Here is a 23,025-nt window from a genome sequence, read left to right on the forward strand (position 1 = left end):
GGGCGCACGGCCGCGCGCCTTGGCGGTCACACCTTCCCGGCTCGCTGTCCTGGCGAAGGCTTACACGTAAAGATATACCATGCCATCTGCGTAAGTGTCAAGTTGTGAGGAGCGGAGAAATGTAGGAGCCGGGAACGAGGGAGCAAGGAGGGTCTAGAAATTGCAGACGGCGGGATCGGGACAGCCGCCGGCGTATTCGGGGGAGGCGTGGATGCCGCCGTCGCTGCCGCGGTAGAGGACCTGCTCTCCCTTGCTGCCGTAACGGAAGACGGTGATGCCCTTGCACTTAAGGGTGTGGGCCAGCCGGAAGGCCTTCGCCACATCGTCCACCGTCGCGTTCTGGGGGAGATTGATGGTCTTGGAGACGGCGTTATCGCAATGGCGCTGGAAGGCGGCCTGCATGCGCGCGTGCCATTCGGGCGCGATATCGAAGTCGGTGGCGAAGATGCGCCGGACGTCCTGCGGGACTTCGGCAAGGCCCCGGACGACGCCGCTCTTCGCGATCTTCTCCATGAGCGCCGGGGAATGGAAGCCGCGCCGCTTCGCCAGGCGCTCGAACTCCGCGTTCGTCTCCAGGAGCTGTGTGCCGTCCATGACGCTGCGTATGTAGGTGATGGCGAAGAGCGGCTCGATGCCGCTGGAACAGCCGGCGATGATGCTGATGGTGCCCGTGGGCGCGATGCTGGTGACGGTGGCGTTGCGGACCTTAGCCGCGCCGGGGCGGTCCCGCAGGCTGCGCTCGAAGTTGGGGAATGCGCCGCGCTCCCGGGCCAGCGCCGTGGATGTCTCCCAGGCGTGCTCTTGGATGAAGCCCATGAGCCGCTCGCCGAAGGCGATGCCCTCCTCGGAATCGTACGGGAGGCCGAGGGCGGCGAGAGCATCGGCGAAGCCCATGACGCCGAGGCCGATCTTGCGATTGGCGCGGGTGATATCGGCGGTCTGCGGCAGGGGATAGCGGTTGGCGTCTATCACATCATCGAGGAAACGCACGGCGAGGTGGACGGTCTCCCCGAGGCGTGGCCAATCGAGGGCACCGTCCCGGGCGAATTTCGCGACGTTGATGGAGCCGAGGTTGCAGCTTTCGTAGGGCAGCAGGGGAAGCTCGCCGCAGGGATTCGTGGAAGTCATATCGCCCAGCGCCGGGTTCGGGTTCGCGCGATTGACCTCGTCAATGAAGACGAGGCCGGGATCGCCGCCAGCCCAGGCGCTCTCGGCGATGCGGTCGAAGACGAGCCTGGCGGAGAGGCGCTTCACTTCCTTCCCGGTGCGCGGGCTAACGAGAGCGTAGTCGCCGCCCCTGGCGAGGGCGTCCATGAAGGCGTCCGTCACGGCGACGGAGATGTTGAAGTTGGAGAGCGCGGCGATGCCTGTCTTCGCGCTGATGAAGGCTTCGATATCGGGGTGGTCTATGCGCAGGATGCCCATGTTGGCGCCGCGCCTGCGCCCGCCTTGCTTGATGACGTCCGTGGCGGTGTCAAAGACGCGCATGAAGGAGACGGGGCCGGAGGCGGTGCCGTGGGTGGCGCCGACGATATCGCCGTTGGGGCGCAGGCGGGAGAAATCGAAGCCGGTGCCGCCGCCCGACTGGTGGATGACGGCCATGTTCTTCACGGCCTCGAAGATGCTGACCATGGAGTCCAGCACCGGGATGACGAAGCAGGCGGAGAGCTGGCCGATGGGCGTTCCAGCGTTCATGAGCGTGGGCGAATTGGGCAGGAACTCCAGGGAGGCCATGGCGGCGTAGAAGCGCTCTTCCCAGGCGGAGGCAGCGCCGCCGTAGCGCGACTCTGCGGAGGCGATGGCGCGCGCGACGCGCCGGAACATCTCCGCAGGCGTCTCCACAACGCGGCCATGGTCGTCGCGCAGGAGGTAGCGGCGCTCCAGGACCTTGGCGGCGTTGGCGGTGATGGGGATCTGGCTGTGGGAGGGCATTGGGATGGCCTTAGGGCCATTGTACGGCGGAAGCGGGAGGAACAGAGACCGCTTCCTTGGTCCCTCCCGTAGCTCGGAGACGAGCACAGCGAGGGTAGGGTTAGAGGCTGTTGGTACAGCCTAAGCAAGCGTCCATCCCCAGGGGTTTGATATTGCCAGGCAGTCTACAATTGTGTAGACTACATCTGTAAAAGGAGCTGAGCATGGAGAGCACGACGGTGAGGCTGAATAAGGAGTCGTACGCGAAGCTACGGCAACTTTCAAAAAAATCGGGGGAGTCCTTGCAAGAGGTGCTGGCGAAGGCGATAGACCACCTGGAGCGGAAGCGCTTCCTTGAACAGGCAAATGCCGATTTTGCGCGACTGCGGGAGGACCCGAAGGCGTGGGAGGAGGAGCTGCGGGAGCGCCGGGTATGGGATGTGACGCTGATGGACGGCCTGAAGGGTGACATCTATCCGATGGAAGGCTTAGGGGATGACAAGCGATAGCGGGCCGCTTCGCGGGGACGTGTGGCTCGCGGATTTGGGGATCGGACTGGGTCATGAACAGGGCGGCGCACGGCCCGTGCTCATCGTCTCCGCGGATGGCTTCAATCTGGGCGGGGCGGGACTCGTCGTCACACTGCCAATCACGAGCGTGGACAAGCGCATCCCGTGGCATGCGATCGTTGAGGCGCCGGAGGGAGGGTTGCGGGAGCGAAGCTATATCAAGTGCGAGGATGTGCGGTCCATCGCGAAGGAGCGACTGGGGCGAAGGCTGGGAAGCGTGACCCGGGAGACGATGGAGGCAGTGGATTACCGGCTGAGGATTCTGATGGAGTTGTGAGGATGAGCCGTCCCTTCCCGGGGCGACGGAGCGCTAATAGGCCTTTGCGAAGAGGACCCGGCCGGCGGAGGGCTTACCGGTGACGATGCACGCGCCGGCTTCGGGCTTCTGGTCGAAGGGGATGCAGCGGATGGTGGCTTTGGTCTCTTCGGCGATGCGGTCTTCGGTCTCGCGGGTGCCGTCCCAGTGGGCCCAGAGGAAGCCGCCGGGCTCTTCGAGCTTCTTCTTGAAGTCGTCGTAGGTGTTCACTTCATAGCTGTTGGCCGCGCGGAACTTGCGCGAGCGCTCGAGGAGATCGCGCTGGATCGCCTGCAGGAGGTCCATGATGCGCGCGGGCGCGGCATCCAGCGGCACGCCCATGATCTTGGCCTCTTTGCCCGGGATATCGCGGCGGGCGAGGACGCAGGCCTTCTGCGCGAGGTCGCGCGGGCCAAGCTCGACGCGGATGGGGACGCCGCGCGTCTCCCATTCGTTGAATTTGTAGCCGGGGGCGTACTGCTCGCGGTCGTCCACCTTCACGGCGAGGGCATCGTAGTTCGTCCAATCGCTCCGGGGGAGCGCGCGGACGGCGTCGGCGAGCTGGTGCGCCGCGGAGACGACGACGGAGCGCTCTTCCGGGGTCTTATAGATGGGGACGATGACGACGTGGATAGGCGCGAGGCGCGGCGGCAGGACGAGGCCCTGATCGTCGCTGTGGGTCATGACGAGGGCGCCGACGAGCCGGGTGGAGACGCCCCAGCTTGTGGCCCAGGGGTGAACGCGCTTGCCCTGCTGATCCTGGTAGGTGACCTCGAAGGCCTTGGCGAAGTTCTGCCCCAGGAAGTGGCTGGTGCCGGCCTGGAGCGCGCGGCGGTCCTGCATCATGGCCTCGATGCAGAGGGTGTAGACGGCCCCGGGGAACTTCTGCCCTTCGCTCTTGCGCCCGGTGATGACGGGAACGGCCATCCACTCTTCGGCGAAGCGGCGGTAGACCTCCAGCATCGTCCTGGTCTCCTGCTCGGCCTCTTCCTGGGAGGCGTGGGCCGTGTGGCCCTCCTGCCAGAGGAATTCGGCGGTGCGGAGGAAGAGGCGCGTGCGCATCTCCCACCGGACGACGTTGGCCCACTGGTTGATGAGCAGGGGCAGATCGCGGTGGCTCTGGATCCAGTTCTTATAGGTGTTCCAGATGATGGTCTCCGAGGTGGGACGGACGATGAGCTCCTCTTCGAGCTTGGCGCTGGGGTCCACCTGGAGGCCCTGGCCCGGGACGGCCTTGAGGCGATAGTGGGTGACGACGGCGCACTCTTTGGCGAAGCCTTCGGCCATCTCTTCCTCCCTGGCGAGGAAGGACTTGGGGATGAATATGGGGAAGTAGGCGTTCTCGTGCCCGGTCTCTTTGAACATACGATCGAGGGCGTTGCGCATGCGCTCCCAGACGGCGTAGCCGTGGGGCTTGATAACCATGCAGCCGCGAACGTCGGAGTTTTCCGCGAGGCCCGCGCGCTGGACGACGTCCTGGTACCACTGGGGATAATCGGTCGCGCGGGGCGTGATCTTCTCGGCCATTGGGACACTTCCAGGGTCAGAGGATGTGCGGATAAGTATATCGGAAAGGGATTTCGGAGACCTCGCCCCGGCCCCCTCCCGGCCGAAACCAGCGTAAGCAGGTTTCTGGGCGAGGGTAAGGGCGCAGGGTGCGCCCGATGGGGAGGGGCTGGCCTCTCCGATGAGATCGGAGCCCTTTGGGAAGGCCAGCCCCTACGGACGTGGGGGTTGCGGGGCAACACGGGGAGAAAGGGGCGCTCCGGTGCGGCCCCGATGCAACATGTGGTCCGAGCAGTCCGGACTCATAAGAATGAGAGTCCTTCGGAAAGGACCGCGTTCGTCCGATGGAATCGGACCGCCCCACGGGAATTGGGTTGCGAGGGCAACCGGGGTGAACATGGGGTAGTCGCGCCAGTATCAGAAAAGGAAGAGCTTGTCTCGCCCCTACGCGAGATGAGACAAGTCCTTGCGGCTGTCCCTGGCGTGATGCCAAAGCGTGAGGATTGTGAGGATTCAGACGGGGTTGTCGAGGGGTTCGGAGCCGGTGAGGGCCTCTTGGAGGAGAGCGGCGTAGGCGGAGTCGCTCAGACCTAAGAGGCCTGTGTAGATGCGTTCATTGTCCTCACCCAGGGCAGGGGGAGGGCGGCGGATGCCGGGGGTGGTGGCAGGCATCTTCCAGCCGAGGCCGGAGAGATCGAAATCGCCGAGGAGGCGGTGGCGGATCGTTTCAAAGAAGCCGACGGCGTGGTTGTGCGGCTCGGTGAGGGAGTCTTTGTTGTCCACCAGGGGAGAGCAGGGGACGCCGAGGGTTTGCAGGCGCGAGGCGATATCGTGGCCGGGGAGGATGCGGGTCCAGGCTTCGATGTGGGCATCGAGGGCTTCACGGTTGCGCCAGCGGGAGAGGGACGTTTTGAAATCGGGTGTGTGTATCCAGGGAGGATTACCCATGGCGCGGCAAAGGTTCTGCCAGTCGCGCTCGCTGCGGCAGGCGATGGCGACCCAACGATCGTTGCCTGCGGCGCGGTAGAGGTTGTGCGGCGCCATCTGGGGATGGCGGTTGCCGATGGAGGTCTGGACGCGCCCGTTCATGGTGTAATCGAGGATGGCTTCGCCCAGGTGAGGCATCATCGTTTCGACGCCGGAGACGTCCACGTGCTGTCCCCGGCCGGTCATGGCGCGATGGTGGAGCGCGGCGACGATGGCGAAGGCGCTGGTGGAGGCGTTGGCGGAATCGGTGTGGGCGCTATAGGAGGTGGTGAGGGGGTCTTCGCCCTCGTAGCCTCGGAGCCAGGCGTGGCCGGAGATGGGGTCCATGGAGCCGGCCATGGCGACGTAGCGGGCGTAGGGGCCGGAATGGCCGAAGCCGCAAGAGGTGAGCATGATGATGTCCGGGCGAATCTTCCTGAGGCTGAAGTAATCAATGCCCATCTTCTCCGGGACGCCGGTGACCATGTTGGTCATGACGACATCGCTGAGGCGGACGAGGTCTTTGAAGAGGCGCAGGCCTTTTTCCCGGGAGAGATCAAGGGTGAGGCTGAGCTTGTTGCGGTTGGTGCGGACGTAGCTGACGTTGACGTTCCAGGGTTCCGGGCCGGGATCGCCCTTGGGGTAGTAGGTGGTGCCGGGCTTGGGCCACTTCTGCCCGCGGGTCTGATCCATGCGCTGGATGGCCTCGAGCTTGATGACTTCGGCGCCAAGATCGCCGAGGAGCGAGGCGGCCCAGGGGCCGGCGACGCCTTCGGCGAGTTCGAGGACGCGGATGTTCTCCAGGGGGCGGTGAAGCATGGCTAGATCACCCCTGCGGAGCGCATTTCCGCTAGCTGCTTGGCGGAATAGCCGAGCCTGCCTGCGTATATCTGGTGATTGTGTTCGCCGAGGGCGGGGGCAGGCTGACCTTCAAGCCAGGGGGAGCCGAGAAGCTTGGCGGGCGCGCCGGGCTGGAGGATCGTGCCGAGGGCGCGCCGGCGCACAGGCTCGAAGAAGCGGCGGGCGGTGAAGTGCGGGTCGGTGGCGAAATCGGCTGGGGTGTAGACGGGCGCCAGGGGATAACGCGCGGCGGTGGCGGCGGCGAAGATTTCCTGGCGGGTGTGGTCGGCGAGCCAGGTGTACCAGAGAGCCTCAAGGTCGTCGCGGTTGGCGTCGCGGGCCTCGGGAGTCGAGAAGCGCGGGTCGCGCTCCAGCTCAGGCATGCCCATCATGCGGTAGACGCGGGGCCACCAGGTTTCGCCGCGGCCGCTCCCCTGGACGCCGATGAAGCCGTCCTTACAGGGATAGAAGCCCATGAGGTAACTCCAGCGGGAGACGCTGGTGGCGCGGGGCGTAGGCGCGCCGGTGTACTGGGCGCTGATGGGCTTGTGCTCCGGCGAGGACATGAGGGCGTGGACGATGGAGGTGTCCACATGCTGGCCGGGTCCGCCCATCTTGGCGAAGAGGACGGCGCCCATGGCCGCGAGGGCGGCCATGACGCCTGCGTAGTAGAGGCCGGAGTTGCCCGCGAACTTGAGGGGCGTCTTTTCCGCGAGGCCCTGACCGTACATGAGCGGGCCGCCGTAGGCCTGGGCGATGAGGTCCACGGCTTCGTAATCGCGGTAGGGGCCGGACTGGCCGAAGTTGGAGATGGAGGAGAGGACGAGGAAGGGATTGGCGCGCAGGAGCTCGGCGCGGCCGAGGCCGAAGCGCGCCATGGTCCCCGGGCGAAAGCTTTCGACGACGAGGTCTGCATCGCGGGCGAGGTGGAGGAAGACGGCGCGGCCCGTGGGCGATCTGAGGTTGAGGGTGATGGAGCGCTTGCCGCCGTTGAGGTGGAAGAAGAGGCCGGAGGATTCGGGGTGCGGTGAATCGCGGTAGAAGGGGGCGGCGTGGCGGGAGACATCGCCGCGGCCGGGCATTTCGATCTTGAGGACGTCGGCGCCGTAGCCTGCGAGGAGCCGCGTGCAGAATGGGCCGGCGACGCCCTGGGTGAGATCGAGGACGGTGATGCCGTGGAGGGCGGAAGGCGGTGAGGTCATGGGAGCATCGCTAGAAGCATCGTGAACTTGGGCTCACTGGAGAATCACCCTCACCTCTCGGGAATCATCGGGGCCGAGGATACGGCCCGAAGACAAATGCTTTTCGAGTTCCTTTCCCCTCGAGGGAGAGGAACAACTGTGGCAACGCGCTTGCATGAACCCCAGGCGAAGTTTACGCGACGGCGATCTCAGCGAGTTGGGGATGGACTTTGTATTCGCCCAGGGTGAAGTACTTGGTCATGACGTCTTCCATGTACTTGGGCGCCTCCCAGGTCTCCATGAACCAGCCGGTGGGGCACATGGTCATGATTTCGACGAAGCTGAAGCCGAGCTTCTGCTCCTGCGCCTCAAAGGCGCGGTGGATCATCTTCTTGGTGCGCCGGATGGCGACGGGGCTGTGAACGGAGCCGCGGGCGGCGTAGGCGGTGCCGTCCATCTGGGCCACCAGCTCGGCGGTCTTGATGGGGCTGCCGTGGATATCGGCATCGCGGCCCTGGAGGGTGCTCTTGGTCTTCTGGCCGACGAGGGTGGTAGCGGTCATGTGGCCGCCGGTTTCGCCGTTGACGGTGTTGTTGAGGAGGATGACGGTGAATTTTTCGCCGCGGGCGGCGCAGTGGAGGGCTTCGGAGAGGCCTTCGCTCACCAGGTCGCCATCGCCCTGTATCGTCATGACGAAGTGCCCAGGGAGCATGCGCTTGACGCCTGTGGCGACGGAGGGGGCGCGGCCGTGGAGGGCGTTGATGCGGTCTATGTTGAGGGTGGGGTCCATGCCCATGTAGCAGCCGATGCCCGAGACTTCGATGGTGCGCTCGCGGAGGTTCATCTCGTCCATGACCTCCGCAATCATGCGGTAGGCCATGGGCTCGCCGCAGCCGGGGCACATGTGGTGGACGGCCTGGGGCTGGAGGAAGGAGCCCTTGTTGGGCAGTGACCAGACTCTCTTCAGCTCTTCCTTGGAGATCGGCATCCGCTTACCTCTTTCCGTGGGCGGCAGCCGGAAGGGTCTTATAGACCTCCCGGAACTTCTCGAGAAGCTTGGGGATCTGGATCGCATTGCCGACGCCGAAGCCGGACTCATCGTGGCTGATGCGGCCGATGAAATGGACGGGGACCTTGCCGAGGACGATGAGGCGGATATCGTCCACCATCTGGCCGTTGTTCATCTCGAAGACGGCGACGGCCTTGGCCTTGTTCGCCGCGTCCAGGATCTCTTTTTTGGGCAGGGGCCAGATGGTGATGGGACGGACGTAGCCGATCTTCAATCCTTCTTCGCGGGCCTGCTTGACGGCGAACTTCACGAAGCGCGCGGCGTAGCCATAGGCGATGACAACGAGATCGGCATCGTCCGTGTAGCCTGTATCGGCCATAGTCGGGACGTTGTTCTCCAGATAGGCGATGCGATCCATCTGGCCTTCCATCCACGCGCCGTATTTCACGCGGGGCGCGCCGAGGGAATAGACGCCGGTGATGAAGCTGAGGACCTGGGGCGTGCGGCCCTTTGCGCCGGTGATGGCCCAGGTTTTGGGCTTGAGGTCCTTCTCATCCACCGGCTTGAACTCGACGGCCTCCACGGTGTGGGTGAGGACGTAATCGGCCTGGATGAGGACGGGGGTCTGAAACTTATCGGCGGTGTAGAAGGCGAGGCGCACAAGATCGGCGGCTTCCTGGACGGTGTGGGGGGCATAGCCGATGTAGCGATAATCGCCGTGGCCGCCGCCCTTCACGCCGATGCGATATTCGCTCTGGCCGCGGGCCATGTGGACGAAGACGTAGGGGATGCGCGCGGCGAACATCTCGGACATGGCCTCCATCATGAGGCTCATGCCGGTGCCGGTGGTGGAGCACATGGCGCGCTTGCCGGTTGCGGCGGCGCCCCAGACCATGTTGATGGCTTCGCCTTCGCTTTCGGCGTTCATGCTGACGCCGCCTGCGGTGGAAAGCTCCCTGGCCATGGCCTCCATGAGGTTGGTGTTGGGCTGGATGGGATAGCTGGCGTAGAAGCGGCAGCCCGCGAGGACGGCGGACTTGGCGAGGGCTTTGCTGCCCTCCAGGAGTTCCTTGGCCATGGGCGTTCCTATCTTTTTGCCGCGGCGTGCTTATCGGGAACGTTGCGATAGACTTCGGTGATGCAGAAATCGGGGCAGACGAGGGCGCAGAGCTCGCAGCCGGTGCAACGCTCTTCTTTCAACAGGGGGTAGCGGAAGCCGTGATGGTTGAGCTTCACGGACATCTCGAGGGCGTCCGTGGGGCAGGCCTTGACGCAGAGGACGCAGCCCTTGCACAGCTCGATGTTGATGGTGACGGTGCCGACGGCCTTTGGCATAGCGACGCTCCTGTTAGGCGGCGACGGGTTCCCAGGCTTTGATGAGGAAGGCCTTGAGGTGCTCGGCGGCGTAGGCATCGCCGGCTTCGAAGGCTTTGACGTTGGTCTCGATGGTGCGCGCGCGGTAGGAGGGCGTGAGGTCTTTGAGGCCCTGGAGGAGATGGGCCTTAGAGACGAGCCCCGTGGCGCGGCAGACGGCGCCGGTCATGATCATCGCCGCACCCTGAACGTTGTTGATCTGGGAGGCGATCTCCGAGGCGGGAACCTCAAGGAGCGCGCCGCCGGGGGGAGTCTTTTCGCCCTTCACCAGGGAGCTGTTGACGACGAGGAGGCTCCCTTTGCGCAGTTTGGCTTTGGCCTTGGGCGTGGCCTCCGGATGCATGGTGATGGCGAGCCAGGTGGAGGGGATGATGGGCGGCGCGGAGAGTTCGCCGGTGCCGGTGATGACGGTGCATTCGACGTTGCCGCCGCGCATGGTGCCGCCGTATTCGGCGAAGTGCATGACGTAGCGGTTTTCCAGGTTCAGGGCATGGGCAAGGATCTTGGTGACGAGCTGGACGCCCTGACCGCCGATGCCCGCCATGAAGAGTTCACGTTCCATAGATCACCCTTTGAGAAGGCTGAAGCAAAAGCCCGGCGTAGACCGGGGTGGTGGTGACGATAGCATGGGGCGTAGGGGGTGTCAAACAAATGAGTCGTACAGGCGGGCGGAGAAGGGGATTATGTTTGACCTCTCTCCTGTGGCCTCTTCCCAGAGAGGGGAGAGGAGGGAACGGGTGCGGAAGCACCCGTGATGCTGCAGGGAAGTCGCTTACCGCGATGGGCCGAACGAGGCTTTGAGCGCGGCGAGTTGTTCGGCCCAGTAGGACTTCATCTTTCCGGCGACGGCCTGGCTGGCGAGCCTGTTGTGCCGGACGACGACCTGGCATTTGGAAGGGCCTTTGCTGTAGAAGTTCACATCTATATTTGAGGCGCCGCCAGCCCAGGAGGCGCGGATGATTTTGTTGGGGTTCGCGGTGCGGGTAGCGAGCGGTGCGTTCTGGAGCCAGGCGGCGCGAGCGCTGTCATCGCGCCAGGCGGCATAGGCCTTTGCAACGGGGACTTCTAAGGTGATGCTTTTGCTGACGGAGTAGCCATCGGGCCGTTCATGCTTTCCGCGCATGCCGCGGGCTTGTTCGTAGCCGACGGTGACCATCTGGGACCACCAACCGCTCAAGCGGTGCTTTTCAAAGAGGAGTCGGGCGATTTCTTTGTGGGTGAGCTTTTTGCGCCTGCCTTGTCCAAGATGGTGAACCACTCCCGCCAGGGGTTGCCCGTCTTGGCAAGGACGGTAGAGCCGGCAATGCCGCCATAACGCTCGTCCGAGGCTTTCTTTTTCACGGTTGCCTAACTTTCTAGGTGGCTTACGTTGCGCCAGTGGGGCAGTAATATAATGAGAAGTCAACGAAGGGCCATGAGGGTCACCGGAGGCATGCGATGAGCACAGCGTTAGAGGTCACTGGAGAGGTGACATCATCCAAGCGGTTCACGTTTGACGAGCTGAAGCGGCTGCCGGGGCAGGTGGCCGATGTGGGCGCGCTGCTACCGGGCCGCGAAGGGCAGGGTGTGCGGCTTGCCTCGATCCTGGCAGCCGCGGGGCCGGGGAAGGAGGCGGCGTATATGACGCTTTCCACAGGAGACGGGGCCTTCAGCGCGAGCGTGCCGAGGGCGATCGTGGCGGAGCGAGGGATCGTGGTCTATGCGCTGAACGGGCAACCGCTGCCTGAGGCGAAGGGCGGGCCGGTGCGGTTCTATATCCAGGATGTGGACTCGTGCGGCGTGGCTGATCTGGTCCAGTGCGCGAATGTGAAGCATCTGGCGCGGATCGAGCTTTCTCGGACGCCGGGGAGAGATGTGCGGCCGAAGACAAAGAAGGCGCACGATGCGCTGCATGAGCGGGAGAAGGGGCAGTAGGCTTGGCTGAGGGCAGCCGGGGAGTTCCGCCCTCTCCTTCATCCTCTCCCATCGTCGCTCCTGGGAGCGTGAGCTACGGAGAGGAGAAGATCGCGACTACGGCGCGTCTACGCGAGGGACGGCCTTCCGGCGTGAGGCGCCGGCCCTTCGGAAGGGGCAGGCCGTCCCCTACCGGGAAGGCGTTGTGCCCCCGCATCTTTCGGGGCTCAGGGCGCGTGCCCCGCGCCCCTACTGTGAGGGGACGGTGGGATCGAGCCAGTTGGGCTTGCGCTTTTCGGCGAAGGCTTTTGGGCCTTCGATCTGGTCGGGGTGGCCGGAGAGCTCGCGGGTGATGTCGGCGACGGTCTTCTGAGCGCCGGTGAGGCCGTGCTCGAGGGCGGACCAGAGGGCTTTCTTGGAGATGCGCAGGGCGGCGGGGGAGTTTTCCAGCATGACGCCCGCGATCTCCCGGGCGCGGTCCATGAGGGGCCTATCGCGGACGACCTCCGTCACCAGGCCGAGCTCCAGGGCGCGTTGGGCGGAGAGGCGCTCGCCCCCGCCCATGAGGGCCATGCGCATGTTGGCGTGGAAGGGCATCCACTTGGACCAGGTGGCCTGGCCATAGAGGGCGACGATGCCGACGCTGACGCCCGGGTTGAAGAACTGGGCGTTGGCGGAGGCGATGGGGACATCGCAATCGGCGACGAGCATGAGGCCGCCGCCGCCCACGATGCCGTTGACGGCGCAGATGACGGGTTTGGTGACCTTGTTCTGGAGGGGCGTAGCCTTCACTTCTCCCGAGGAGCGCCGCGCGCCGCCCTGCTGCTTGTTGCGCTCGGCGGTGTCTTTCACGTCCACACCGGTGCAGAAGGCCTTCTCGCCTGCGGCGGTAAGGATGGCGATGCGCATCTTGGGATCGCGGTCGAAGTCCTGCCAGATGAGGCTCAGGTCCTCCATCCACATGTGCAGGGGGAGGGCGTTCATCCGGTGGGGGCGGTTGAGGGTGATGGTGGCGATGCCGTCTTTCTTTTCGTAGAGGATGTCCTGGCTGTCCATGGTTCTCCTTGGGCGCGCAACGAGGAGGCGCGATGGGGGATCGTCGGCGAGTGTATGAGGAGCCGGAGTGAGTGTCAAATAAGCGGAAGGGACGCATCGGGAAACCACTCGGGTTGGGCAGGTTGACAGGAGCAATCGAAAGTGTCGCTAGTCCCTCCTAGCATCAGGAGGCACAGGGCGAAAAAAGGGGTTGCAAAGGGATCTCAGAGAGGAGTGCGCAGGCCTTTCGCGCTTGCGCGGAGAGGGGGCGCGGCAGGTGACGGCACACGCGTCAATCGGCGAGAGGGCCGTGGGGAAGAGCCGTGAGGAGCTCAGGGCCCGCGGCGGTGATGAGGACGGTCTCTTTGGCGAGGATGCCGCCGACGCCTTTTTGCCAGACGTAGGGCTGGAGGGTGATGAGCATCCCTGGGGCAAGTTTCCAGGAGCGTTCGACGCCCTCGCCAAGGGGAGTGGCGATGATGGGCGGCTCGATGCCCAGGCCGGAGCCGTGGGCGATGGGCGCAGGAGGCGTGACGCCGGGCTCGGCGTTGCGGTAGGCGGCGTGGATATCGGCGGCGGCGCGGCCGGGCTTGCACTCGGCGAGCATAGCGTCAAAGGCGGCGCGCCACCGGGAGAAGAGGGACTTTTGGGCGCGCGTGGGCGCGGCCTTGCAGGGCCAGGTGCGGCCGATATCGGCGTCATAGGCCATGTAGGAGAAGCCGCTGGACATGGTGACGAGGTCGCCTGCGCGGAGGGGACGATCGGAGGAGAGGAATCGTAGCGGCGGGCGGTCGCGATGACCGGAGAGGGGCTGGATGCAGAAGCCGCCCTGGGAGATGGGGAAGGTGACGCCATAGACGGTGGCGGCTTTTTCGAAGGTGCCGAGGAGGTCGCGCTCAGTGCGGCCGGGGCGGATGGCGGCGATAGTAGAGGCGAGGGCGCCTTCGGAGATAGCGATGGCGGCGCGCAGGCAATCGAGCTCTTCGGGTGTTTTGACGGCTCGCGCCTCGAGGAGCGCGGCTTCGCCGTTGACGACGGAGGCTTGAGGAAAGGCTTGAGAGAGGAGGCCTGCGTAAAGGGGCGACATGAGGTCCACGCCGATGCGCCGGGCCTGCGACGCGCCGATAATCCTTTTCAGGTTCTGGAGTGTGTTGGCGGGATTCCAGCTGGCGGGGAAGAGGTTTGCCCTGGGGACGGACTTAGGCACGCCTGCGTCCCACCAGGTCATGATGTGGAAATCCTTGCGCTCCCGCAGGACGACGACGGAGGGAGAGAAGCCGCGCCCGCCTGCGATGTTGGTGTTGGTGTTCGCGCCGGTGATGTAGCGGGCGTTTGCGGGCTTGCCGACGAGAAGGATATCGAGGGTATGGCGCTCCATGGCGTCCAGGACGCGCTGGAAGCGGTCGCGGCGCATGCGCTCGAAGTCTATAGGGCTACCGGTATCGCGGGCGATGAGGCCTGTAGTCACGGCGAGTCCTCGCCGAAGAGCAGGTTGTTCGTGGCAAGCCAGCGCAACAAGAGGCCCCCTCTCTTTGGTTCTCTCCCACCGGGGGAGAGAGGGAAAGCGCGGGCGATGAGGCCTGTGGTCACGGGCGGCCTCCCCAGGGGGTGTAGGGGAAGGTGCTGAGGAGATCGGGCGGGCCGCTTTCGCTGACGACGACGGTGTCTTCGCTGCGATAGCCGCCGACGCCGTCTTCGTAGATGCAGGGCTCGATGACGAGGAGCATGCCAGGCTGCATGACGATGGATTCATCGAACCGGGCGCCGAGGTTGGTGCCGATCATGGGCATCTCCGCGCTATCGAGGCCGATGCCGTGGAGGATGTAGAACTGCTCCAGCCAGGGCTTCTTGTTCCCGGCGGCCTTGACGGCGGCGCGGGCGATATCGCCGCCGGTTTTCCCGGGGCGCGCCGTGTCCATGACGGCTTGAGTGACTTCGCGCCAGATCTTGTATTTATCGGTGAGGCGCGCAGCGGGCTTAGGCGTGAGGGAGCAAATCCAGGTGCGCCCGAAATCGGAGCCGTAGCCCAGGTATTCGATGCCGGAGTCCACCATCATGAGGTCGCCTTCACGGAGGATGCGGTCGGTGGTGGGGATGGGGAAGGCGAGGTCGTTGAGGAGCATGTGGGGACCTTGCTTGAGCCACTGAGGCGTGACCATCCAGATGGGGTCTATGTGATTGCCCGTGGCGCCGAGCTCGAGGATACGCTTGAGGAAGATGCCGCTGAGATCGCTCTGGCGCATGCCTGGCCTGAGGGCGGCGAGGACATCGCGCATGGCGGCATCGTTGATGTGTTCGGCGGCGCGGAGGCATTCGACTTCGTCCTTGGTCTTGCAGAGGCGCGCCATGCCGGTGGCGGGGCCGGCATCAACGAGCGTTGATTCGGAGAGGAGCTCGGGGAGGAGCGCGTAGGAAGCGGCGGTGTAGCCGTCCACGCCGACCTTGGCGCGGAGGAGCGGGCCGAGGAGGCGTTTGAGGGTCGCGGCCATCTGACGAACGCCGACCTCGAACTCAGGGAGGAAGGGCGGGTGGATGTGATCGGCGGGCAGGTCGGGCGGCGCGCCTTCCGGGTAGGGCGTAAAGAGGTGGGGCGGCTTGCCGTCGCGGGTGAAGACGGCGAAGGTAGGGAGGTAGTGCTCCCGGGAGGAATCGGCGAGGAGGGAGCGGGCGCCGGTGGCATAGGTGACGTTGGCGCGGGAGCTGAGGATGAGGACGTCAATATCGGTGCGATCCATGGCGGCGATGAGCTTTTGCCGCCGCTCGCGGCGCATGCGCGGAACATTGATGCGCTCTGCGATGGTCGCTCTTGGCATAGCGCTCCTCTAGGCGACTACCAGAATGCGCCGCCGTAATCGGGCTCGACTGCAGGGATGCGGAGGCCCAGGGGTTCGAGGGAGACTTTGAGCATCGCTTTGAGGACCTGCTGAAGCTCGGCGGGGTCTGTCTTCCAGAGGCCGAGCTTCTGCTCGTGGGCGAAGTTGGCGTTGACGGCCTTCGGGCGTCCGAGTATCCCGAGGGAGGCGGCCATGAAGCGATCAATGGAGGCTTGGACTTCGCGGCGGCCCGCTTCGGCGGCAAGCTGGTCTTGGCCCCATTTCTCCCAGAAGGCGGCGTGGCCTTCCTCGTCCAAGAGCGTTCGAGCGCTGGCGCGGGCGAGGGGGCCGTAGTTGCTCGTGAGTCGCATGCCGACGATAAGGAGCCCCGCGGGGTCCACGAGCATGGTGAAGGCGAGAACGTCAGCCCAGGAGGAGGGCTCGCCCCTGGAGGCGGACATGCCGACGCGGTTCATGCGGCCGCGGTAATCGGCACCGACCATATCGCGGAAGGGCTGGCGGTAGTCCACGCCCAGAGGGTCGAGGCATTCCAGCAACATGCGCCCGTGGCGGACTTCATCGAGGGCGATATCGCAGAGGGCTTCTCCCATGCGGGGATGCGGCGCGTAGCGGATAAGGTTGAAGAAGGCGGGGCCGCCGGAGCTCTCCAGGAGGCCGTGGCGGAGGAGGATGGCGGAGATGCGATCGCGGTAGTCCTGGGAGGGAATCGTCTCAGGCTCGATCCAGTGGGGCAGACGCTCGCCTTTGTGGATGCGGCGGGCGAGGGAAAAAAGCTCCGCAACATGGGACACCTTGAGCTGATTTTCGGCTAGCATTGGCGAGTCTCCGAGCGAGAGTGCTGGGGCGATTGTAACAGGGGAGACAAGGACGCGCCCGGCGGATGCAGTTTGAGCGGCGGAGAGGCCTTTGCTAAGATGCGCCTCGACCGGCAACTCAGGAGGTGTGCGATGGCTGAAGAGCGCGTGATGAACTGGGGGCGATGGGGGAAGGAGGACCAGCTTGGGGCGGCGAACCTGCTGACGCCCGAGCGGATGGCGGCGGCGGCGCGCCTGGTGAAGAAGGGGAAACTGTACAGCCTCAGCTCGCCGATACGCGAAGACAAGGTGCCGAGGATGGACATCCGCCCGGGGAACCAGCACTTTGTGCGCATCTTCGGCGGGCCGCAGCAACAATCGTATGCAGAGGTGGCGGACGATACGCTGCTCATCGGGTGCCACGGGACGTCCACGCACATAGACGCGCTCTGCCATTACTGGACGGAAGGGACGATGTACAACGGGTTCCCGGCGAAAAAGTACGTCGAGGGGTTCGGCGCGACGAGGCTGGGAATCACGAATCTCAAGGGGATCTTTGGGCGAGGGGTGCTGTTGGATGTGGCGGGGCTCAAGGGGAAGCCGCACCTGGAGGGGGCGTGCGTCATCACGCCGGAGGACTTGGAGGCGTGCTGCCAGCGCCAGGGGACGCGGATCGAGCAAGGGGACGTTGTGCTCTTCCGCACCGGGTGGAACACAGTCTATTACTCCCAGGGATTCGATGTGTACAACCACTCGCAGCCCGGGCTGGAGATCGAGGCGGGGCTGTGGCTTGCGAAGAAGGACGTGTGCGCCGTGGGGGCGGATAACTCGGCGATAGGCGTTCGAGACAAGAAGCGCGCTCCGAGGCGGAATGTCCACGATGTCTTCCTGCAGGATGCGGGGATCTACCTTATCGAGATGATGGACCTGGAGCAGCTAGCGGCGGACAAGGTCTACGAGTTTCTGTTCGTGGCGGCGCCGCTGATGGTGACGGGCGGGACGGGGAGCTCGTTGAACCCGCTAGCGATCGTTTAGCTGCTAGGGATCCGTCAGACAGAAGAGGCGGCCAGCTCTTTCTGGAAGGCGAGGTCGGCCGGAGGCAGGGGCCGGCCCGGGGCGTAGCCGCGGGACTCTTTCATGATCGCGTCGAGCGCGCCGGAGGCCGTGAGGCGCTTGAGGGCGGCCATAACCTTGGGAGAGACGAGGCCATCGCGCTCGAAGCGGTCCAGGGCGATGAAGACCTGGCGGAGCTGTTCGTCCCGGCGGCCGTAGTAGTCCTTGCCGCGACGGCGGTTGTTGTAGGCCTCGAAGTTTTCACAGGCGACGAGGAGCATGCCCATCAGGCGAACCTCGTCTGACTCCCCGGCCATGTCCTGTGGATAGTAGTAATAGAGCATCACCTTTTCCATCCAGGGTTTCACGGTGACGCCGAGGGCGGCGAGGTCCGGCTCGCGGCGGCGGAGCTCGCGGCGGAGGCGGCCCTTGAAGTCCATGCGCATGAGGATGTGCTCGCGCACCTGGGGCGTGAGGGCGATGCCGCGCTGATCCAGGGCGGGCTTGAGGCGCGCGATGAAGAAATCGGGCGCCTGGGCCTCGGTCACTTGAGGGAAGGCGGCGCGGAGGTCGCGGATGCGGATGGGAAGGCCGATCTCCTGGGCGATGGCGAAGACTTTGCCGAAGAGCTCGGCATCCATGCCGACGCGGCCGAGATCGTGGAGGAGCGTGGTGGCCTCCAGGTCCGGGAGCCAGCGCTCGTGGAGGCCAACGGCTTTGGCGACGAGCTGGACGATTCGAGTGGTGCGCTCGGCGTGATCGCGGTCATAGCCTTCGATGCCGCGCCCGGGGCGATCGGGATCGGGCGAGTCATACATCGCCAGGAGACGTTCTTTCGCTGTGGCATCGAGCATGGCTGCACCGTGCGTGGGAAATGGACGGAGCTTCGGGGTTGCCCTTAGAATACGTGATGCGCCCGGCGCGCGCATCTCCCGGGATAGCCGCAAACGGCGCCTGAACTTCGCTGCGTTGAACCGCACACGCCCATGGAAGATCTCGCAACGCTCCATACCCTTCGCGATCTGGCCGTCATCATGGTGGTGGCGGCGGGTGCGCTATTGGTCTTTCACGCCCTCCGCCTTCCTGTCATCCTCGGATATATCGTCGCGGGATTGGTCGTCGGCCCCCATACGCCGCCGGTCTCCTTCGTTTCGGACCAGGAGGTGGTTAACGAGCTGGCGGACCTGGGCATCATCCTGCTGATGTTCCACATCGGCTTGGAGTTCAGCTTCAAGCGGCTGCGGCGCGTGAGCAAGGTGGCGGTGATCGGCGGCGCGTTGCAGATCCTTATCGTGCTGGCGCTCGGCTATCAGCTGGGGCTGGCCTTCGGATGGAACTCGACGAATGCGCTGCTTCTGGGGGCGGCGCTCTCCATCAGCAGCACGGCGCTCATCGTGAAGGTGCTGGAGGAGCTCCGGAAGACGCAGACACGCGCGGCGGAGGCAGTGATCGGCATCCTGATCTTCGAGGATTTCGCCGCCATCGCGCTCATCAGCATCTTCGCGGGGCTTGGGAAGGTTAATGGCGTGGAGCTGAGCGATGCCTGGGCAGTCCTGGGGAGGCTGACGCTGTTCGCACTTGCGGTGATCCCTATCGGCATCGTGCTTGTGCCGCGATTGATGAACTACACGCTGTCCACGGGCAGGCAAGAGGTCTCGGTCATCGTGGGGCTTGGATTGTGCTTCGGCCTCGCGCTCTTCTCGGAGGAGTTTGGGCTTTCCGTGGCCGCGGGCGCCTTCCTGGGCGGCGCGCTGATCGCCGAGGCGAAACGCGGCGAGGCCTTTCAGCAGCTGCTGCTCCCGGTGCGCGACATGTTCGCGGCGATCTTCTTTGTCGCAATCGGCATGCTGCTGGACCCGGCGTATCTGCGGGAGTACTGGCCGCATATCCTGGCGGTCACGGCGTTCCTACTGGTAGCGAAGACCTTCGCCGGAACGGTTTCCACGTTCATCCTGGGCTACGAGCGGCATACGGCCCTACAAGTCGGGATGAGCCTGGCACAGATTGGCGAATTTTCGCTCATCATCGTGAAAGTCGGGCTGGACAACGGGACTGCGGAGCCGTTCTTATATCCCATTGTGGTGGGCGTGATGGCGATCAGCGCGCTCACGACGCCGATCTTCATCAGGAGCTCTGAGCGGGCCGGCCCCGCAATAGACCGGGCTATACCGCACATCGCGCTGCGGTACATCAAGTCGGCGGAAGGCGCGCTGGGACGCTTGCAGCGCCTGGCGGGCGAGCCGGGAAAGGTCGGGTCGCAGCTGCGGCACGACCTGATAGGGATCGCGATCAACGGCGTGTTCCTGATCGCGATCATGGCAGGCGGACGCGCCGTCTACGAGAACCGGGAGTCTATCCCATGGATAGAGGGCCTATCACGGTCCACGGTGGCCGGGATCGTCCTGGGCGGAGCCATTGCGCTTGCCCTGGCGCCCCTGGCGGCGAGCATCGCCTATATACGAAGCGTATCGGCGCATGCGGCGCGGGGGCTGACGAATGCGCCGGGAGGCGTGAGCCTGCTGACGCGGCGCGTGGCACGCGTTGTGCTGCGGAACGCGCTGCTCTTCATCTTCCTCTTGGCGCTGGCGGCGATGGTGAACATTTTCCTGCCGCCCTTGGAAAGCGTGCCGTACCTGACGTGGCTGATCCTGGGCGCGGTGCTTCTCTTCGGCTCGTACCTGGTGCTGGACTCGGTGCAGGCGATGCACAAGCGTGTGGAAAATATCCTGCGGAGGCGGCTGACGGCGAATAGGGATGAGGCTTTGAAGGAGTAAAAAGAGACGCGCCGATGGGAACACCGGCGCGTCTTATGCTGGGGCGGGGCGAAGAAGCTAGGGCTGGGGCTTCATCTCCATATCAGGCGGGGGCGTGTTCGGAAGTTTCCAGTGGATGAGGGGCTTGTTCGCGGCCTTGTGGTAGTCGTTGGCGTCCTTGATTGACTGATTGTAGGCCTCTTCGAACTGTTTCCAGTTCTTGGCCTTGATCGCATCTTCTACGCGCTTCATGGACTCGCCCATGAAGGGCTCCATCCACTGGACGTACTTGGGGCGCGTGGTCATGGAGATTTCGAAGAGCTCCTTGGTCTCTTTGATCTCATATTCGGCAAGGGGCCAGTTGCCTTCCTTGGCGGCGTAGTAGACCTTCCACCACCGGGTGCCGATCTCGTGCATGAGCCGGGCAGGGCCGGGCAGCATATGGGCGATTTCATCGATCGTGAAATAGACGTGGCCGTTAAAGCCTTTGACTTTCTCTCCTTCGCTCACAAGAGTCTCCTTGGCAAGTGATTTTATGAAGCAGGCGAGGCGGACGAGGGTCAATGGTAGCAGCGGCATCTACCGCGCACAAGAGGAGGAAGCCATGCATCTATAGAAACCGCTGAGGAACACAAAAGGGACAGGGAGTAAGCTCAGGTGCACGAATGATTGACCACCAGAGGCGCCGCTGGTAGGGTTGAATGGCATCGTGCGGGGCGCGACGCCCCCTGGAAAGCGGCAGTGCTATGCCCAACCGGCTTGCGAATGAGACGAGCCCGTATCTCTTGCAGCATAAAGACAACCCCGTGGACTGGTATCCCTGGGGCGAAGAGGCCTTCGCGAGGGCGAAGGCGGAGGACAAGGCGATCCTGCTGAGCGTGGGCTATTCGGCGTGCCACTGGTGCCACGTGATGGCGCACGAATCGTTCGAGGACCCGCAGACGGCGGCGGTGATGAATGCGCTCTTCGTGAATATCAAGGTGGATAGAGAAGAGCGACCCGACGTGGACTCGATCTACATGCAGGCAGTGCAGACGATGACGGGCCACGGCGGGTGGCCGATGACGGTTTTCATGACGCCGGACGGCAGGCCGTTCTACGGCGGCACGTATTTCCCTCCGGTGGAGCGGCACGGAATGCCTTCGTTCACCCAGATCCTGATGGCGGTGGCGGATGCCTACCAGAACCGCCGCGGCGAGATGCTGACGGGGGCGGCGCAGATCACGGAACGACTCCAACGGCCCCTCGCCGGGAGCGGCCAGCAGATGCTGACGGCGACGATCCTCCAAGCCGCGGCGCAGCGGCTGGCCGGCGGGTTCGATTGGGATAGCGGCGGCTTCGGCAGCGCGCCGAAGTTTCCACAGCCGATGAACCTGGAGTTTTTGCTGCGCTCCTACAAACGGGACGGCAATGCGCGCCTGCTGCAGATGGCGGAGTTCACCCTGGACAAGATGGCTCGCGGTGGGATGTACGACCAGGTAGGCGGGGGCTTTCATCGCTATTCCACGGACGCTCACTGGCTGGTGCCGCACTTCGAAAAGATGCTGTACGACAACGCTCTGCTTATCAGAACATACCTGCATGCTTACCAGATAACGGGGGCGGATCTCTTCCGGCGGATCGCGGTGGAGACGGCCGATTATGTGCTGCGGGAGATGACGGACCCGGCGGGAGGCTTCTACTCGGCGCAGGATGCGGACAGCGAGGGGCACGAGGGGAGGTTTTTCCTGTGGACGCCTGAGGAGATCACGACGATCCTGGGTGAGGCGGATGCGAGGATCGCGATGCGGGTGTGGGATGTGACGGAGGAGGGAAACTTCGAAGGGAAGAACATCCTGAATGTGCCTACGGCGGTTCCTGACGTCGCGATTTCCCTTGGGATAACGGAAGCCGACCTTATGGCCGTGATCCAGCGATGCCGGGAGAAACTGTATGCGGCGCGGGAGAGGCGCATCCACCCTGGCCGTGACGACAAGGCGCTGACGTCATGGAATGGACTTATGCTGCAAAGCCTGACGGAGGCGGCGGCCGTCCTTGAGAGGGACGACTATCTGCAAGCCGCGCGGAAGAACGGCGAGTTCCTCTTGCGCGAGCTGCGGAGAGAGGGACGCGTCCTGCGGACGTGGAAGAGCGGCGAGGCGAAGATTCCGGGGTTCCTTGAGGACTACGCGATGCTGGCAAGCGGCCTCACGGCGCTGTACGAGGCGACGTTCGAGCGGCGATGGTTGGATGAAGCCGCGAATCTATGCGATGGGATGGTCGAGCTGTTTTGGTCGGAGGCGGAGAGCGTCTTCTACGACACAGGGCGCGATGCGGAGGCACTGATCATGCGGCCGCGGGATTTCTACGATAATGCCATGCCTTCGGGCGGCTCTGCGGCGGCAGAGGCGTTGCTCAAAGTGGCGGTGCTCACCGGGAGACAGGAGTTTGAGGAGAAGGCGGTGCGGGCGCTACGCGGGATGGCGGGCGTCCTGGGCAATTACCCGAGTGCGTTCGGGCACTGGCTGTGCGCGCTGGATTTCTACCTTGGGCGGAAGCAGGAGATCGTGCTTGTGGGCGCGCCGACAGCGGCACAGGTCAAGGAGTTTAAGTCGGTCGTCTTTGGCGCCTATCTGCCCAACAAAGTTGTCGCGGGATTCGATCCGAAGGACGGCGCTGAGGCGGCGAAGGGCCTGCCGTTGCTCGATGGTCGTGGCCTGGTGGAGGGCAAGCCGGCGGCCTATGTGTGCGAGAACTACGCCTGCCAGCTACCGGCGACAGATGTGAAGACGTTGAAGGGACAATTGGGGGTGGCTGCTCTGTAGTTTGATTGGAGCGGGACTCTGGACGAAGGTGGTGGGCGCTACTGGATTCGAACCAGTGACCCCCCGCGTGTAAGGCGGATGCTCTAACCGCTGAGCTAAGCGCCCTCGTCGAACACGTTGCCAATTGTATCTTGCGAAGTACGAGCTTGGATCAGTGCCCCCTGCGGCGCTGGCGCGCTGGCCGCTGAGCTAAGCGCCCTCGTCGAAC

The 23,025-nt window shown here is 64.5% G+C and carries 21 protein-coding genes and 1 tRNA gene; 6 read left to right on the forward strand and 16 right to left on the reverse strand.

The features are described from left to right. Window positions 1–153 precede the first annotated feature (153 nt). Window positions 154–1,932: an adenosylcobalamin-dependent ribonucleoside-diphosphate reductase gene (locus tag FJ039_10150; GenBank protein ID MBM4406521.1), complete on the reverse strand. Its 1,779-nt coding sequence runs from the start codon at window positions 1,930–1,932 to the stop codon at window positions 154–156. Between the two features lie 203 nt (window positions 1,933–2,135). Between FJ039_10150 and FJ039_10155 the strand changes: the two genes are divergently transcribed. Further along, window positions 2,136–2,420: a toxin-antitoxin system protein gene (locus FJ039_10155; GenBank protein MBM4406522.1), complete on the forward strand. Its 285-nt coding sequence runs from the start codon at window positions 2,136–2,138 to the stop codon at window positions 2,418–2,420. Next, window positions 2,407–2,757: a type II toxin-antitoxin system PemK/MazF family toxin gene (locus FJ039_10160; protein MBM4406523.1), complete on the forward strand. Its 351-nt coding sequence runs from the start codon at window positions 2,407–2,409 to the stop codon at window positions 2,755–2,757. The genes FJ039_10155 and FJ039_10160 overlap by 14 nt, the downstream gene beginning before the upstream one ends. A gap of 33 nt (window positions 2,758–2,790) precedes the next feature. Here FJ039_10160 and FJ039_10165 read toward each other — a convergent pair whose 3' ends face one another. The 8 genes from FJ039_10165 to FJ039_10200 all read right to left on the reverse strand — a co-directional run bounded on the left by FJ039_10165 (window position 2,791) and on the right by FJ039_10200 (window position 10,807). Next, complete coding sequence (locus tag FJ039_10165; GenBank protein MBM4406524.1) at window positions 2,791–4,302, reverse strand: proline--tRNA ligase; 1,512 nt, start codon at window positions 4,300–4,302, stop codon at window positions 2,791–2,793. Between the two features lie 492 nt (window positions 4,303–4,794). Further along, window positions 4,795–6,066: a CoA transferase gene (locus FJ039_10170; protein ID MBM4406525.1), complete on the reverse strand. Its 1,272-nt coding sequence runs from the start codon at window positions 6,064–6,066 to the stop codon at window positions 4,795–4,797. Window positions 6,067–6,068: 2 nt separating this feature from the next. Beyond that, on the reverse strand, window positions 6,069–7,289 hold the full coding sequence (locus FJ039_10175; GenBank protein MBM4406526.1) for a CoA transferase: 1,221 nt from the start codon (window positions 7,287–7,289) through the stop codon (window positions 6,069–6,071). Between the two features lie 172 nt (window positions 7,290–7,461). Next, window positions 7,462–8,256 carry a hypothetical protein gene (locus FJ039_10180; protein MBM4406527.1) on the reverse strand — a complete coding sequence of 265 codons (795 nt, stop codon included), beginning with the start codon at window positions 8,254–8,256 and terminating at the stop codon, window positions 7,462–7,464. A 4-nt stretch (window positions 8,257–8,260) separates the two neighbouring features. Further along, window positions 8,261–9,355, reverse strand: a complete 1,095-nt coding sequence (locus FJ039_10185; GenBank protein ID MBM4406528.1) for a 3-methyl-2-oxobutanoate dehydrogenase subunit beta — start codon at window positions 9,353–9,355, stop codon at window positions 8,261–8,263. A gap of 8 nt (window positions 9,356–9,363) precedes the next feature. Further along, window positions 9,364–9,612, reverse strand: a complete 249-nt coding sequence (locus tag FJ039_10190; protein MBM4406529.1) for a 4Fe-4S dicluster domain-containing protein — start codon at window positions 9,610–9,612, stop codon at window positions 9,364–9,366. Window positions 9,613–9,625: 13 nt separating this feature from the next. Continuing rightward, entirely contained in the window at window positions 9,626–10,213 is a 588-nt protein-coding gene (locus FJ039_10195; protein MBM4406530.1) for a hypothetical protein, read from the reverse strand. Window positions 10,214–10,423: 210 nt separating this feature from the next. Next, the gene (locus FJ039_10200; GenBank protein ID MBM4406531.1) at window positions 10,424–10,807 is read right to left on the reverse strand and encodes a hypothetical protein; all 384 of its coding nucleotides are present in this window, start codon (window positions 10,805–10,807) and stop codon (window positions 10,424–10,426) included. A 281-nt stretch (window positions 10,808–11,088) separates the two neighbouring features. On the opposite strand from FJ039_10200, the gene FJ039_10205 reads away from it, so the two are divergent. Continuing rightward, window positions 11,089–11,565: a hypothetical protein gene (locus tag FJ039_10205; GenBank protein ID MBM4406532.1), complete on the forward strand. Its 477-nt coding sequence runs from the start codon at window positions 11,089–11,091 to the stop codon at window positions 11,563–11,565. Between the two features lie 228 nt (window positions 11,566–11,793). Here the strand turns inward: FJ039_10205 and FJ039_10210 are convergent, their stop codons facing one another. The 4 genes from FJ039_10210 to FJ039_10225 all read right to left on the reverse strand — a co-directional run bounded on the left by FJ039_10210 (window position 11,794) and on the right by FJ039_10225 (window position 16,228). Then, complete coding sequence (locus tag FJ039_10210; protein ID MBM4406533.1) at window positions 11,794–12,600, reverse strand: enoyl-CoA hydratase/isomerase family protein; 807 nt, start codon at window positions 12,598–12,600, stop codon at window positions 11,794–11,796. A gap of 271 nt (window positions 12,601–12,871) precedes the next feature. Continuing rightward, entirely contained in the window at window positions 12,872–14,332 is a 1,461-nt protein-coding gene (locus FJ039_10215; protein ID MBM4406534.1) for an aminopeptidase P family protein, read from the reverse strand. Then, the gene (locus tag FJ039_10220; GenBank protein ID MBM4406535.1) at window positions 14,166–15,392 is read right to left on the reverse strand and encodes an aminopeptidase P family protein; all 1,227 of its coding nucleotides are present in this window, start codon (window positions 15,390–15,392) and stop codon (window positions 14,166–14,168) included. The genes FJ039_10215 and FJ039_10220 overlap by 167 nt, the downstream gene beginning before the upstream one ends. A gap of 17 nt (window positions 15,393–15,409) precedes the next feature. Then, window positions 15,410–16,228 (reverse strand): hypothetical protein, encoded by an 819-nt coding sequence (locus FJ039_10225; GenBank protein ID MBM4406536.1) that lies wholly within the window; start codon window positions 16,226–16,228, stop codon window positions 15,410–15,412. 99 nt (window positions 16,229–16,327) lie between these two features. On the opposite strand from FJ039_10225, the gene FJ039_10230 reads away from it, so the two are divergent. Further along, a complete protein-coding gene (locus tag FJ039_10230) occupies window positions 16,328–17,242 on the forward strand; it encodes a cyclase family protein (GenBank protein ID MBM4406537.1) in 915 nt (304 codons plus the stop codon). A gap of 14 nt (window positions 17,243–17,256) precedes the next feature. Here FJ039_10230 and FJ039_10235 read toward each other — a convergent pair whose 3' ends face one another. Next, on the reverse strand, window positions 17,257–18,114 hold the full coding sequence (locus tag FJ039_10235; protein MBM4406538.1) for a hypothetical protein: 858 nt from the start codon (window positions 18,112–18,114) through the stop codon (window positions 17,257–17,259). Between the two features lie 132 nt (window positions 18,115–18,246). Between FJ039_10235 and FJ039_10240 the strand changes: the two genes are divergently transcribed. Further along, the gene (locus FJ039_10240; protein MBM4406539.1) at window positions 18,247–20,034 is read left to right on the forward strand and encodes a cation:proton antiporter; all 1,788 of its coding nucleotides are present in this window, start codon (window positions 18,247–18,249) and stop codon (window positions 20,032–20,034) included. 57 nt (window positions 20,035–20,091) lie between these two features. Here FJ039_10240 and FJ039_10245 read toward each other — a convergent pair whose 3' ends face one another. Beyond that, window positions 20,092–20,523 carry a hypothetical protein gene (locus FJ039_10245; GenBank protein ID MBM4406540.1) on the reverse strand — a complete coding sequence of 144 codons (432 nt, stop codon included), beginning with the start codon at window positions 20,521–20,523 and terminating at the stop codon, window positions 20,092–20,094. Between the two features lie 236 nt (window positions 20,524–20,759). On the opposite strand from FJ039_10245, the gene FJ039_10250 reads away from it, so the two are divergent. Beyond that, a complete protein-coding gene (locus FJ039_10250; GenBank protein ID MBM4406541.1) occupies window positions 20,760–22,817 on the forward strand; it encodes a thioredoxin domain-containing protein in 2,058 nt (685 codons plus the stop codon). A gap of 29 nt (window positions 22,818–22,846) precedes the next feature. On the opposite strand, the gene FJ039_10255 is transcribed toward FJ039_10250, so the two are convergent. After that, a tRNA-Val gene (locus FJ039_10255) sits at window positions 22,847–22,922 on the reverse strand. Between the last annotated feature and the right edge of the window lie 103 nt (window positions 22,923–23,025).

The sequence above is a fragment of the Chloroflexota bacterium genome (assembly GCA_016875535.1).
In the GTDB taxonomy this organism is placed as follows: Bacteria; Chloroflexota; Dehalococcoidia; order SHYB01; family SHYB01; genus VGPF01.